This is a genomic window from Streptomyces sp. NPDC003697, assembly GCF_053587115.1.
In genome coordinates this window covers 26,781-40,517 of sequence record NZ_JBSFNN010000036.1, presented here as the reverse complement: position 1 = coordinate 40,517, position 13,737 = coordinate 26,781, and the positions used below count along the sequence as shown (strand labels likewise).

The following is a 13,737-nucleotide window of genomic DNA, read 5'->3' as shown; positions in this document are numbered from 1 at the left end:
GGCGGAACCGACGGGGGGCAGCACCGCCGTCTCGTCCGTCGCCCCGGCGGAACCGACGGGGGGCAGCACCGCCGTCTCGTCCGTCGCCCCGGCGGAACCGACGGGGGGCAGCACCGCCGTCTCGTCCGTCGCCCCGGCGGAGCCGGCCGGCGTGTGCGTCGCCGTCCCCGTCCCCTCCCCGGCAGCCGGCGGAACCAGCGGCTGAGGCAGTTTCGCGGTGACCTCGGACTCGGACTCCCCGGCCGCCCAGGAGGGTGCGCCGTCGGTCCGTTCGTCACGCACCGGACGCAGCACGGCCGTCTCCTCGGCCGGGCCGCCCGACGCGTTGGTCGGCGTCACCACCGGCGTCGGCACGGTCAACGCATCCGACGGGGCCGCCGGAGTCGCCGCCTGCCCGGGACCCGCCTGCCCGGGACCGGCCTGCCCGGGACCGGCCTGCGCGGCCGCCGCGGCCTGCTCCGCCGCCCGCCGGGCCTCCTCGGCGCGCAGCAGGGCCTCCTCGGCCTTGCGCTGCTTCTCCAGGCGCAGTGCCTCGGCCTCGGCGCGCAGCCGCGCCTCCTCCTCGGCCTGCTTGTGCAGCCGCTCCTCCTCGGCCTTGCGCCGGGCCTCGGCCTCGGCACGGGCCTGCTCCTCGGCGAGCAGCCGCGCCCGTTCCTCCTCGGCCCGGCGGCGCGCCTCCTCCGCCCGCTGCCGGGCTTCCTCGGCCTGCCGCTCGGCCTCGCGCCGCTGCGCCTCCTCCAGCTCGCGCCGCTTGCGCTCCTCCTCCTCGGCGCGCAGCCGCGCGAGCTGCTCCTGGCGCTCACGCTCCAGCCGCTCCTCCTCGGCCTTGCGCCGTGCTTCCTCCTCCGCCTTGCGCCGGGCCTCCTCCTCGGCCTTCCGGCGGGCCTCCTCCCGGGCCCTCACCTCGGCCTCGGACAGCGGCAGCATCTGGTCCAGCCGGTGCCGGACGACCGTCGTGACGGCCTCGGGCTCCTGGCCCGCGTCCACGACGAGGTAGCGGCCGGGGTCGGCGGCGGCCAGCGTCAGGAAGCCGGAACGCACCCGCGCGTGGAACTCGGCGGGCTCCGACTCCAGCCGGTCCGGGGCCTCGGTGAAACGTTCCCGGGCGGTCTCCGGGGAGACGTCCAGCAGCACCGTCAGGTTCGGGACGAGCCCGTTCGTCGCCCAGCGGGAGATGCGCGCGATCTCCGTCGGGGACAGGTCGCGGCCGGCGCCCTGGTAGGCGACCGACGAGTCGATGTACCGGTCGGAGATGACGACCGCGCCTCGCTCCAGGGCGGGCCGCACGACCGTGTCGACGTGCTCGGCACGGTCGGCCGCGTACAGCAGCGCCTCCGCCCGGTGCGACAGGCCTTGCGACGACACGTCCAGCAGGATCGACCGCAGGCGCTTGCCGACGGGCGTGGCCCCCGGCTCGCGGGTGAGGACCACCTCGTGTCCCTTGGCCCTGATCCATTCGGCGAGCGCCTCGGCCTGGGTCGACTTGCCGGCCCCGTCGCCGCCCTCCAGGGCGATGAAGAAACCGTTCGACGCGGGCACCTGCGCCGGATCGTCACCGCCGCGCAGCGCGTCGAGCAGGTCCTGCCGCAGCGGCACGCCGGAACGGTCGTCGACCTTCGCCAGCACCAGCGCGGCGACCGGCAGCAGCAGCGCGCCCACCAGCATCAGCGTGAAGGCGGCGCCGCCGTGCGCGAACACGAACTTGCCGTTCTCCAGGCGGTGCGGCCCGATGGCGCCCGCGACGACCGGTGCGATCACGGCGCCGAGCGCGACGCAGACCCGCACCACCGCGTGCAGGTGCTCGGTCGTGCGCGCCCGGCGGTGGTCCTCGGTCTCCTGGTCGAGCAGTGTGTGCCCGGTGTTGGCGGCCACGCCCGCGCTCACGCCGGCCAGCGCGAGGATGAGCAGCACCGTGGTGACGTCCGGGACGAGCCCGGCGGCGAGCAGCGCGACGCCGGTGAGGGCGATCGCCAGCGACAGCAGCCGGCGGCGCGAGAGCGACTCCAGAGCCGTCGGGGCGATACGGATGCCGATGACGACCCCGCCGGTCAGGGCGAGCACCAGCAGCCCGTACAGCACCGGACCGCCACCCAGGTCCTTGGCGTGCAGCACGCACACGGCGACGGCCGCGGCGACCGCACCCGCGACCGCGGCACAGGCCGTCACCAGCAGCGGGAGGGCACCCGTACGGCCCTTGTCGACGCCGGTGCCCGTCCGCGGGCGGCGCAGCCCCTCGAGCGGCGACCGCGGGCGGGGGGTCCGCGTGTCGGGCAGCTCCAGGGCCGTCAGCACGGACAGCGAGGCGGCGAACAGACCGGCCGCGACGTACGCGCCCAGGGCCGCCTGGTGCTGGGCGAACCAGTCGATGCCGGTGCCGAGCACGTTGTTGAGGAGCGCCGCGACGACGAGAACGGCGGCCGCGAGGGGGAGCGCCCCGAAGGCCGTCCGCAGCGACAGGCGGCGCAGGGTGCCCATGTGGTCCGGCAGCGGGCGCACCGTGGCGCCCTCCGGGGGCGGTGCGGGCAGGAGCGCGGGCGCCGCGCTCTCCCGGCACACCGTCCACAAGCGCTCGGCGATCCCGGTGACGAAGGCCGTGACCAGGAGGAACGCCGGCGCGTCGCCCGGCGTCCAGTCGATCCACAGCGGCGCCGCGATCAGCAGGGCGGCGCGCACGCCGTCCGCGCCGACCATCGTCCAGCGGCGGTCGAGCGGGCCCTCCCGGGACGTGAGGGAGGTCAGCGGGCCGAGGAGGACCGCGCCGAACAGCAGCGTCGCCAGGACTCGCGCCCCGAAGACCGCCGCCACGGCCAGTGCCGCGCCCCGGTAGCCGCCACCGAACGTGCCCTCGGCGATCGCCGCCTGGAGCACGAGGAGGACCAGCACCAGGAGCGTCAGGGTGTCGGCGACGCCTCCCACCAGCTGGGCGCTCCACAGGCGCCTCAGTTGCGGCCGGCGCAGCAGCGCGCGGACGGCGCGCTCCCGGGAATCGGCGACCAGGGCGTCGTCAGGGGCCGCAGGGGGGGCCGTTGGCTGCTCGGCTCGCGTCATGCAATCAGCCTATCGGGATGCGCTGCCGATCCGTGGCGCCCGCCCGAACGTGCGCACGTCCCGTCACCGAAGTGATGCGGAGACGTTCGTTCGGCGCGGCCGGTGTGCACCGCCCGGGGGGAGCGACGGACCGCTTCCTGTCCGCGTCCTGACGGTGCGCCAGGCCGCGGCCGGCCAGGCGGCCGGCGAGAGAACCGATTCCCCACCGTCGCGCGATCACTCCTGACCCGCGCCGGAACTCGGGCGGCGCCGCGGGCGTAGGGCGCCCTGTGACGCCCGCCGCCCCCCGAGGACGACGTCCGGGTGCGCCTTGGGGACACGGGACGCCGGCGCGCCCGGAACCCCGGCGCACCCGTGACCTCGGGCCGCCACCGTGCGGACCGGGGTCCGGGTGGTGCGACGAGGACTTTGAGGGTGACGTGCTGCGGGAGCCGCCCGCCGGGCGGAGGAGCGCCCGGGCGGGCCGGCCTGTGCGCCGTGCCGTGCCGTGCCGTGCAGCCGGCCGGCCCGGCCGCCGGGAGGTCAGTCCTCCGAGGCGGCCTTCGTGGGGGCCGGCTTCCTCGCCGTCGTCTTTTTGGCCGCCGTCTTCTTCGCGGTGGTCGTCTTCTTGGCGGCCGTCTTCTTCGCAGCCGTCTTCTTGGCGGCCGTCGTCTTCGACGCGGACGTCGCCTTCGTGGCGGCGGTCTTCTTCGTCGTCTTCTTGGCGGGCCCCTTGGCGCGCTTCTCGGCCAGCAGCTCGAAGCCGCGTTCCGGTGTGATCTCCTCGACGCTGTCCCCGGAGCGCAGGGTCGCGTTGGTCTCGCCGTCGGTGACGTACGGGCCGAAGCGTCCGTCCTTCACGACGACCGGCTTGCCGCTGACCGGGTCCTCGCCCAGCTCCTTCAGCGGCGGCTTGGCGGCCGCCCGCCCACGCTGCTTGGGCTGGGCATAGATGGCCCGCGCCTCCTCCAGCGTGATCGTGAAGATCTGGTCCTCGGACTGCAGCGAACGGGAGTCCGTGCCCTTCTTCAGGTACGGACCGTAGCGGCCGTTCTGCGCGGTGATCTCCTGTCCGTCGGTGTCGGTGCCGACGACGCGCGGCAGCGACAACAGCCGCAGCGCGTCCTCCAGCGTCACCGTGTCCGGCGACATCGACTTGAACAGCGAGGCCGTGCGCGGCTTGACCGCGTTCTTGCCGGTCTTGGGAGTGCCCTCGGGCAGCACCTCGGTGACGTACGGGCCGTAGCGGCCTTCCCTGGCGACGATCGTGTGGCCGGTCGCCGGGTCGGTGCCCAGCTCGAAGTCGCCGCTCGGCTTGGCGAGCAGCTCCTCCGCCAGCTCGACGGTCAGCTCGTCCGGCGCCAGGTCGGCCGGGATGTCGGCGCGCTGGTGGCTGTCGGTGTCCTTCTCGCCGCGCTCGATGTACGGCCCGTAGCGGCCGACCCGCAGCACGATGTCGTTGCCCACCGGGAACGACGACACCTCGCGCGCGTCGATCGCGCCCAGGTCGGTCACCAGCTCCTTGAGGCCGCCGAGGTGGTCCCCGTCGCCGTTGCCGGCGTCGGCGGCCGCGCCCTCGGCGGTGCCCTCGCCGAAGTAGAAGCGCTTCAGCCACGGCACCGCCTGCGCCTCGCCGCGGGCGATGCGGTCGAGGTCGTCCTCCATCCTCGCGGTGAAGTCGTAGTCGACGAGCCGTCCGAAGTGCTTCTCCAGCAGGTTGACCACGGCGAAGGACAGGAAGGACGGCACGAGGGCCGTGCCCTTCTTGAACACGTAACCGCGGTCGAGGATGGTGCCGATGATCGACGCGTACGTCGACGGGCGGCCGATCTCGCGCTCCTCGAGCTCCTTGACCAGGCTGGCCTCGGTGTAGCGGGCCGGGGACTTGGTCGCGTGGCCGTCGGCGGTGATCTCCTCGGCGGTCAGCGCGTCGCCCTCGGCGACCTGCGGCAGCCGGCGCTCACGGTCGTCGAGCTCGGCGTTCGGGTCGTCCGCGCCCTCGACGTACGCCTTCAGGAAGCCGTGGAAGGTGATCGTCTTGCCGGACGCGCTGAACTCGACGTCCCGGCCGTCGGCGGCCGCGCCGCCGATCTTCACCGTGACGGAGTTCCCCGTCGCGTCCTTCATCTGGGAGGCGACCGTCCGCTTCCAGATCAGCTCGTACAGCCTGAACTGGTCACCGGTCAGCCCCGTCTGGGCCGGGGTGCGGAAACGATCACCCGAAGGCCGGATCGCCTCGTGCGCCTCCTGGGCGTTCTTCACCTTGGCGGCGTACGTCCGCGGCTGCGGCGGCAGGTAGTCGGCGCCGTACAGCTGCGTGACCTGGGCGCGGGCGGCGGAGACCGCCGTCTCGCTCAGGGTCGTGGAGTCCGTACGCATGTACGTGATGTAGCCGTTCTCGTACAGCTTCTGGGCGATCTGCATGGTCGCCTTCGCGCCGTAGCCCAGCTTGCGGCTGGCCTCCTGCTGGAGCGTCGTCGTACGGAACGGGGCGTACGGCGAGCGGCGGTACGGCTTGGACTCGACGGACCGGACGGAGAAGCGGGTGTCCTGAAGGGCGGCGGCCAGGGCGCGGGCGTTCGCCTCGTCGAGGTGGAGCGTGTTCGCGGTCCTGAGCTGCCCCAGGGAGTCGAAGTCGCGGCCCTGCGCGACCCGCCGGCCGTCGACGGTCTGCAGGCGGGCGACCAGCGTCGACGGGTCGGACGCGTCCCCCGCTCGGCCGGTCGAGAAGGTGCCCGTCAGGTCCCAGTACTCGGCCGAGCGGAACGCGATGCGCTCGCGCTCCCGCTCCACCACGAGCCGGGTCGCGACCGACTGGACCCGCCCCGCGGACAGCCGCGGCATGACCTTCTTCCACAGCACCGGCGAGACCTCGTAGCCGTAGAGGCGGTCGAGGATGCGGCGGGTCTCCTGGGCGTCGACCAGTTTCTGGTTGAGCTGGCGCGGGTTGGCGACAGCCGCGCGGATCGCGTCCTTGGTGATCTCGTGGAAGACCATCCGCTTGACCGGGATCTTCGGCTTGAGCACTTCCTGCAGGTGCCAGGCGATGGCCTCGCCCTCGCGGTCCTCATCGGTGGCGAGGAAGAGCTCGTCGGACTCCTTCAGGAGGTCCTTGAGCTTCTTGACCTGCGCCTTCTTGTCGGCGTTGATCACGTAGATGGGCTGGAAGTCGTGCTCGACATCCACGCCCAGGCGGCGGACCTCGCCGGTGTACCTCTCGGGGACCTCGGCAGCGCCGCTCGGAAGGTCGCGGATGTGTCCGACGCTCGCCTCGACGATGTAGCCGGGGCCGAGATAGCCCTTGATCGTCTTCGCCTTGGCGGGCGACTCGACGATGACGAGTCGGCGGCCGCCCTGAGCGGTCTCGCTGGTCGGGGACAACTTCGCTCTTCTCTCCGGTCGACGCTGGGGCTCCCCAGGCCTGGTGGCTCCCGGGGTCGGGTGGTGCTGACGCTGCGGAGTGTGACGGTACATCCCGCCCTCGTGTCAAACGGGAAAAGCCCGCAACGGCCACTCGAACGGTAACCCGACTACCGCCCTTCCTGCCGCCCGGAGTGCCCGCCGGTCCGTTCCGGCCGCTGCGGAGAGTGGTCGGCGGGCCGCCCGGACGGCGCCGCCCCGGTGACGGTCACAGGCGGGTGAAGCACCACGCCCCGACCGCGAGAGCCACGACGGCGGCCAGCCCGGCGGACGTCGCCGAGGCCGTCCGGTTCACCCCGAGGGCGACGGGCCGCCCGTGCCGTACCCGGACCACCGTCCACGCCAGCAGCGCGGCTCCGAACAGGGCGAACACCGTCCCGGTGAAGATCGCCGACCCGCTCTCCATCTCTGTCCCCTCCCATTCCGGTTCCCCGGTCCGGGAGGCTGGCACCCGCGGGCGACGGCCGGGCCAACGCCCGGTGAACGCCGGGCGGACGGACCCGCGGCACCGGGCGCAGGGCGGAAACCGCGGCTCCCGCCGCCCCGGATTCTCACCGTCCGCGTTCGCGCGACAGATGACCAAAAAAGTGGCTGAAGACACCGGGACGACGGGAGGACCGGACGGCGCCGGACCAACACCGCAACATCGCGACCAGAACCGGAAGGGCCCGGACAGAACCGAACGGCCGGAATCGGAACCGGAAGGGCACGGTCAGACCCCGGCGGCCGCGACCGGAACCGGAAGGGCGGAACAGGGCGGGGCAACGGGGGGACGGCGGCCGGGCCGCGCCGCACGACGGCCGGTCGTGGCCCGAACCGGGGGACACGGCGGCGGAGCCGGCACCCCCGCGGCGGCCGCCGCGTTCACCCCGCGGGCTCGATGAACCCCTGCTCCACCAGCAGCCGGATCTGCGCGGGCGTGCGGTCCCGCAGCAGCACGGGGTCCTCCCCCATCAGCTGGGCGATGGCGTCCACAATGCGGCCGGCGCTGAGCGTGCCGTCGCAGACCCCGGCGAAGCCCGCGCCGACGGTGTCCACCGTCGTGGCCCGGCGCATCCCGCGGTGCTGCCGCAGCACGACGTGCTCCGGGTCCTCGGCGCCCGGCAGCCCGACCTGCTCCTGCACGACCTCGGACACCAGCCGGAAGTGCCCGGCGAGCAGCGCCGCGTCGTCGTGGTCGCGCAGGTAGTCGACGCGTTCGAAGTGCGCCCGCACCGTCTCGCCGAGCGGCTGCTCGACCGGGTGCGGCCACTCCTCGACGGTGAGCGAGGGCACCGCGGAGCCCGTTCTGCGGAGCGTGATCCAGCCGAAGCCCACGGCCTTCACCTTGCGCGCCTCGAACTCGTCCAGCCAGGCGTCGTACCGCGCCTGGTACTCCGCCGGGTCGCCGAGGTGGTCCCCGGCGTCCCTGAGCCACAGCTCGGCGTACTCCGTGACGTCCTGCACCTCGCGCTGCACGATCCAGGCGTCGCAGCCGCGGGGCACCCAGGACCTGAGCCTGTCCTGCCAGTCCTCGCCCTCCACGTGCTGCCAGTTGGCGAGGAACTGCGCGTAACCGCCCTCGTTGAGCCGCTCCCCCGCCTGCTGGACGAGGGTGCGGCACAGGTCGTCCCCGGCCATGCCGCCGTCGCGGTAGGTCAGCCGGGCGCCCGGGGAGATCACGAACGGCGGGTTCGACACGATCAGGTCGTACGTCTCGTCGTCCTTCAGCGGCTCGAACAGCGAGCCCTGGCGCAGGTCGGCGGCCGGGACGCCGGACAGCGCGAGGGTCAGCGCGGTGATGTGCAGGGCGCGCGGGTTGACGTCGGTGGCGGTCACGCGCGTGGCGTGCCGGGCGGCGTGCAGCGCCTGGATGCCGGAACCGGTGCCGAGGTCGAGCGCGGAGCCGGCGGGCGTGCGGACGGTGATGCCGGCCAGCGTCGTGGACGCGCCCCCGACGCCGAGGACGACGCCCTCCGCCCGGCTGCCGATGCCGCCCGCGCCGCCGACCGCGCAGCCCAGGTCGGAGACGATGAACCAGTCCTCGCCGCCGGGTCCCCCGTACGGCCGTACGTCCACCGCGGCGGCGACCTCGTCGGCGCCGGCGGGCGTCAGCCAGCCGGCGTCCAGGCACGCCTCGACGGGCAGGACGTCCGCCACGCGGGCCCGCGGCACCGGCTGCTGCAGCAGGAACAGCCGTACGAGCGTCTCCCGCGGGGTGGCCCCCCGCGTGGCCCGCAGCGCGGGGACGGTCTCACTGCGGGCCAGTGCCGCGTACGCGGGGGCGCCGAGCAGTTCGAGGAGGCCGTCGGCGGTGAAGGAGGCGCCGAGCAGGGCCTCACGCAGCCGGACGGCGACGTCCGGACGGTCGGCGGCGGGCAGGGCGGGCAGGCTGGAGTCACTCACGTCCCCATTGTGTCGGCCGGCGCCGACATCGCACACGCGTGTAGGGGCCCTTCGCGGCCCGGTTCCCCGCGACCGGGCCCGCTCAGCTCCCCGTCGCCGGAGCCGATGCGGGCGCCGAGGCGGACTTGCAGCTCGGCTGCTGGGCCATCGCCCGGCCGACGTCGCCCTCCTCGAGGTTCTTCAGGGCGTCGTTCCCGGTCTTGCTGAGCTGGTCCAGCCGGGTGGCGACACCCTTGAGGCCGTCGGCGAACTTGGCCTGGTCCTTGGTCTCGAGCACGTCCACCTGCTTCTTCAGCGAGGCATAGGACGCGGAGAGGTCGTTGAGTTCCTTGACCGCGTCCTGCTGCTTCTTCTTGCCGTCGTCGACGTCGGGCGCGCCGGCCCGGGAGACGGCGGCGCCGATCGCCTTGTAGGCGTCGGACATGTCCTGGAAGGCCTGCGAGTCGGTCTGCTTGACGTCGGCCGGGGCGCTGTTGTCCGAGGTCTGCTTCTGGATCGCGCCGTTGGCGGCCGCGATCTTCTTCGCCTGCGGCTGCACCGCGTCGCAGACCTGCTTGGCCCACGTGTTCAGCGTGTCGTTCTTGTCGTCGGCGCTGCTGTCGGAGCAGCCCGTCAGTGCCAGCGCCAGTACCGCACCGCCGGACAGTGCGGCCGCGAGCTTCTTGTTCACCGGATTGGTCCCTTCCATGGCTCTCGGCCCCGGAACATACACGCCGTCCACAGGGCCACCACGAGCCGGGCGCCCGGTGCATCCGTTCTTGTGGCCATTTACACCAGGCGAGAGAAGGCTCACGAAGGACGCGGGACGCGTACACACGCAGCGGGCGGGCGATGCGTCGGAACGCACCGCCCGCCCGCCGTGGAACCGGCCCCTTTCCGGCTACGACACCACCGCGGAGTCGGCCGGCTCGGACGTCCGCTCGGCGTTGTCGTCGTCGCCCACGGCGATCCCGCGCCGTTTGGAGACGTAGACCGCACCGACGATGACGGCCAGCGCCACGACCGCGACAACGACCCGCACGGGGATGCTCGCGTCGTGGCCGTAGCTGAACTTGATGACGGCGGGCGCGATGAGCAGCGCCACCAGGTTCATCACCTTCAGCAGGGGGTTGATGGCGGGGCCGGCGGTGTCCTTGAACGGGTCGCCGACGGTGTCGCCGATCACCGTGGCCGCGTGGGCCTCGCCGCCCTTGCCGCCGTGGTGGCCGTCCTCGACCAGTTTCTTGGCGTTGTCCCAGGCACCGCCGGAGTTGGCCAGGAACACCGCCATCAGCGTGCCGGCGCCGATCGCGCCCGCGAGGTAGGCGCCCAGCGCGCCCACACCGAGCGTGAACCCGATGAAGATGGGGGCCATCACGGCGAGCAGCCCGGGCGTGGCGAGTTCCCGCAGGGCGTCCTTGGTGCAGATGTCGACGACCTTGCCGTACTCCGGCTTCTCGGTGAAGCTCATGATCCCGGGCTTCTCGCGGAACTGCCGCCGCACCTCGAACACCACCGAGCCCGCCGACCGCGACACCGCGTTGATGGCCAGCCCCGAGAAGAGGAAGACGACCGCGGCGCCGGCGATGAGGCCGACGAGGTTGTTGGGCTGTGAGATGTCCATCATCAGGCTCAGCGGTGCGCCGGCTCCGGACAGTGCCTCGCCGACGTCCTGCGCCCCGGTCGTGATCGCGTCGCGGTAGGACCCGAACAGGGCCGACGCGGCCAGCACGGCGGTCGCGATGGCGATGCCCTTGGTGATGGCCTTGGTGGTGTTGCCGACCGCGTCCAGGTTGGTGAGCACCTGGGCTCCCGCGCCCTCTACGTCACCGGACATCTCGGCGATGCCCTGCGCGTTGTCGGAGACCGGCCCGAAGGTGTCCATGGCGACGATCACGCCGACCGTGGTGAGCAGGCCGGTGCCGGCCAGCGCCACCGCGAACAGCGCCAGCATGATCGACGTACCGCCGAGCAGGAACGCGCCGTACACGCCGAGGCCGATCAGCAGGGCGGTGTACACGGCCGACTCCAGGCCGACGGAGATGCCGGCGAGGATCACGGTGGCCGGGCCGGTCAGCGATGTCTTGCCGATGTCCCGGACGGGGCGCCGGCCGGTCTCGGTGAAGTAGCCCGTCAGCTGCTGGATCACGGCGGCCAGCAGGATGCCGATCGCCACCGCGACAAGGGCGAGGACGCGCGGGTCCCCGTCCTTGCCGAGGATCGCCGCGTCGGTCACGCCGTCGAGGTCGGCGAACGACGACGGCAGATAGAGGAAGGCCGCGGCCGCCACCAGGGCCAGCGAGATCCCCGCGGAGATGAAGAAGCCGCGGTTGATCGCGGTCATGCCGCTTCGGTCGGCCCGGCGCGGCGCCACCGCGAAGATGCCGATCATGGCGGTGATCACGCCGATCGCGGGAACGAGGAGCGGGAACGCCAGACCGTGGTTGCCGAAGGCCGCCGTGCCCAGGATCAGCGCGGCGACGAGGGTCACCGCATAGGACTCGAAGAGGTCGGCCGCCATGCCCGCGCAGTCGCCGACGTTGTCGCCCACATTGTCGGCGATGGTCGCGGCATTGCGCGGATCATCCTCCGGAATGCCCTGCTCCACCTTGCCGACCAGGTCGGCGCCGACGTCGGCGGCCTTGGTGAAGATGCCGCCGCCGACTCGCATGAACATGGCGATCAGCGCGGCACCCAGGCCGAAGCCTTCGAGCACCTTCGGCGCGTCGGCCGCGTACACCAGCACCACGCAGGAGGCGCCCAGCAGGCCGAGCCCCACCGTGATCATGCCGACGACGCCACCGGTACGAAAAGCGATCTTCATCGCCTTGTGCGAAACGGTGGTGAGATCCTTTTCGGGCTCACCCCGCACTGGCTCACCCGGCAAAGGAGGCGCGTTCACTCCGTTGACGGAGGCGGGGGACGGAGGGGCCTGAGCGGCCTCGCGAGCCGCTGCGGCAACGCGCACGTTGCTGCGCACGGCGAGCGACATCCCGAAATAGCCGGTGGCCGCCGAGAACGCGGCACCGATCAGGAAGAAGACCGATCGTCCGGCGCGCTGATTCCAGTCGTCCGCGGGCAGCAGCAGGAGCAGGAAGAACACCGCGACGGCGAATACGCCGAGTGTGCGCAGCTGCCGGCCCAGGTAGGCCTTCGCGCCTTCCTGCACCGCCTCCGCGATCCGCTTCATGCTGTCGGTGCCCTCGCCCGCGGCGAGCACCTGGCGCACCAGGATGCCCGCGACCATGAGCGCGGTGAGCGCGACGGCCGCGATGACCGCCACGATGATCCGGTTGTCGTCGGTCAGTACTGCGGCTGCGAGGGTCGTGGGGTGGCCCCACTGATGAGGGGTAGAAAGCCCCGCCATTCGTCCTCCTTGACGCTTGGGCTGAGCTCAAGATGTGGACGGATTCTAGGTACCGGAACCTGATCAAAACAGAGGACGGCAAATCGAATTGGTCTTCATCTGCCCCACGGCAAATGATCGCCGAGCGGTCACGGAACCCGAAAGCGGTAATGCCTCAAAAGCATTCGCGCTTGATCCGTTGTCCAACTGGCGGATCGTGAAGTTATTCACGACTCGCTGCATGCCTCACTGTAAGCGTGGCCGGCAGTACCCGCACATGCCGAAGGACCCTGCGAGGGAGGGCCCTTCGATGAAGGCAGGACGCGGGGGGCGCAGGCGGGCGCCGACGCCGGGGCCGGGCTCGTGCCCGTAGCGGCGCAGGCGAAGGCTGCGGAGAATTCGGCCGGGCGAGTGAAGCGGCCGGCTCGAGCGAAGGCCGGGCTCGGCCGGGTAAGCGCAGCGGTCGGTCGGGCTCAGGCAGAAGCCCCGGGCCGGCTGGGGGCCGTCCGGGTCGCGGCTGGGCGAGTACGGCGGTCGACTTGGGGGGACAGCCGGCGTCGGACTGGGGCGCGTACGGCGGTCGGCGGGGGCGAGAGCCCGGGCCGGCTCAAGGAGGCCGTCCGGGTCGCGACTACGCCAGTACGGCGGTCGGCGGGGTGGTCGGCCAGGTCATGCGGATCAGCCCGCCGTCCTTCCCCGCCGAGACCTCCATGTCGTCGACGAGACCGCTGATGACCGCGAGGCCCATCTCGTCCTCCTCGGCCTCCACGTCGTCCGGGGCGCCCGAGGCACCTCCGGCGCCGGCAGCCGCGTGCGGCGCCTCGTCACCGACCTCGATGGAGAACTGTTTCTCCTCCTCTATCAGGATCACCTTCACCGGCGCCGTGATGCCGCCGTTCCGGTGGAGCCCGACGGCACGGGAGCAGGCCTCGCCCACAGCGAGTCTGACCTCGTCGAGGACGGCCTCGTCCACTCCGGCCCTGCGCGCCACCGCCGCCGCCACCAGACGGGCGGTGCGGACGTGCTCGGGAAGCGCGCTGAAGCGGAGCTCAACGGTGGCCATGCATCCCCCTCGGAGCTGTGGGCGTGCTGTCGGGGGCCGGGCCGCGGACAGCCCGGTCCCCGTCCTGAACTTCTTCCTCCCCGGACACCGGCCCGAGGCCGGTGGTCAGTCGGTGGCCGCCACCGCCTCCTCGACCGAGGTGTGAATCGGGAACACCTTGGTGAGACCGGTGATGCGGAAGATCTTGAGAATGCGCTCCTGGTTGCAGACCAGGCGCAGTGAGCCCTCATGGGCACGAACGCGCTTCAGGCCGCCGACCAGCACGCCGAGACCGGTGGAGTCGAGGAAGTCCACGCCCTCCATGTCGACGACGAGGTGGAAATTCCCGTCGTTCACCAGCTCGACCAGCTGCTCGCGCAGCTTGGGCGCGGTATATACGTCGATTTCGCCACCGACCTCGACGACCGTACGATCGCCGACGGTACGGGTCGACAGGGACAGGTCCACGGATCCTCCAGCACCTTGCTATCGAGCGGTCGCCCCTCGGGACACCTCGGCAGAGCCCCCGGGACGGTTC

8 protein-coding genes are annotated in these 13,737 nt (G+C 72.5%); all 8 read right to left on the bottom strand.

Annotation, left to right across the window (positions count from 1 at the left end):
* On the bottom strand, window positions 1-3,048 hold a 3,048-nt coding region (tmk, locus tag ACWDNY_RS16685), incomplete at its 3' end, for a dTMP kinase (protein ID WP_451646478.1).
* A gap of 522 nt (window positions 3,049-3,570) precedes the next feature.
* Window positions 3,571-6,408 (bottom strand): type I DNA topoisomerase, encoded by a 2,838-nt coding sequence (topA, locus tag ACWDNY_RS16680; RefSeq protein ID WP_451646477.1) that lies wholly within the window; start codon window positions 6,406-6,408, stop codon window positions 3,571-3,573.
* A gap of 247 nt (window positions 6,409-6,655) precedes the next feature.
* On the bottom strand, window positions 6,656-6,853 hold the full coding sequence (locus ACWDNY_RS16675; RefSeq protein WP_451646476.1) for a hypothetical protein: 198 nt from the start codon (window positions 6,851-6,853) through the stop codon (window positions 6,656-6,658).
* Window positions 6,854-7,311: 458 nt separating this feature from the next.
* Window positions 7,312-8,832: a DUF7059 domain-containing protein gene (locus tag ACWDNY_RS16670; RefSeq protein ID WP_451646475.1), complete on the bottom strand. Its 1,521-nt coding sequence runs from the start codon at window positions 8,830-8,832 to the stop codon at window positions 7,312-7,314.
* 82 nt (window positions 8,833-8,914) lie between these two features.
* Window positions 8,915-9,520 carry a small secreted protein gene (locus ACWDNY_RS16665; RefSeq protein ID WP_451646474.1) on the bottom strand — a complete coding sequence of 202 codons (606 nt, stop codon included), beginning with the start codon at window positions 9,518-9,520 and terminating at the stop codon, window positions 8,915-8,917.
* A 192-nt stretch (window positions 9,521-9,712) separates the two neighbouring features.
* Complete coding sequence (locus ACWDNY_RS16660; protein ID WP_451646473.1) at window positions 9,713-12,178, bottom strand: sodium-translocating pyrophosphatase; 2,466 nt, start codon at window positions 12,176-12,178, stop codon at window positions 9,713-9,715.
* A 610-nt stretch (window positions 12,179-12,788) separates the two neighbouring features.
* Window positions 12,789-13,220 carry an ATP-binding protein gene (locus tag ACWDNY_RS16655; protein ID WP_451646472.1) on the bottom strand — a complete coding sequence of 144 codons (432 nt, stop codon included), beginning with the start codon at window positions 13,218-13,220 and terminating at the stop codon, window positions 12,789-12,791.
* Window positions 13,221-13,325: 105 nt separating this feature from the next.
* The gene (gene bldG, locus ACWDNY_RS16650; RefSeq protein WP_010986038.1) at window positions 13,326-13,667 is read right to left on the bottom strand and encodes an anti-sigma factor antagonist BldG; all 342 of its coding nucleotides are present in this window, start codon (window positions 13,665-13,667) and stop codon (window positions 13,326-13,328) included.
* Between the last annotated feature and the right edge of the window lie 70 nt (window positions 13,668-13,737).

Excerpts from the sequence above, each read along its gene's own strand:
- ACWDNY_RS16660 (WP_451646473.1), bottom strand. The coding sequence starts at position 12,178 with ATGGCGGGGCTTTCTACCCCTCATCAGTGGGGCCACCCCACGACCCTC.
- ACWDNY_RS16665 (WP_451646474.1), bottom strand. The coding sequence starts at position 9,520 with ATGGAAGGGACCAATCCGGTGAACAAGAAGCTCGCGGCCGCACTGTCC.
- ACWDNY_RS16675 (WP_451646476.1), bottom strand. The coding sequence starts at position 6,853 with ATGGAGAGCGGGTCGGCGATCTTCACCGGGACGGTGTTCGCCCTGTTC.
- ACWDNY_RS16655 (WP_451646472.1), bottom strand. The coding sequence starts at position 13,220 with ATGGCCACCGTTGAGCTCCGCTTCAGCGCGCTTCCCGAGCACGTCCGC.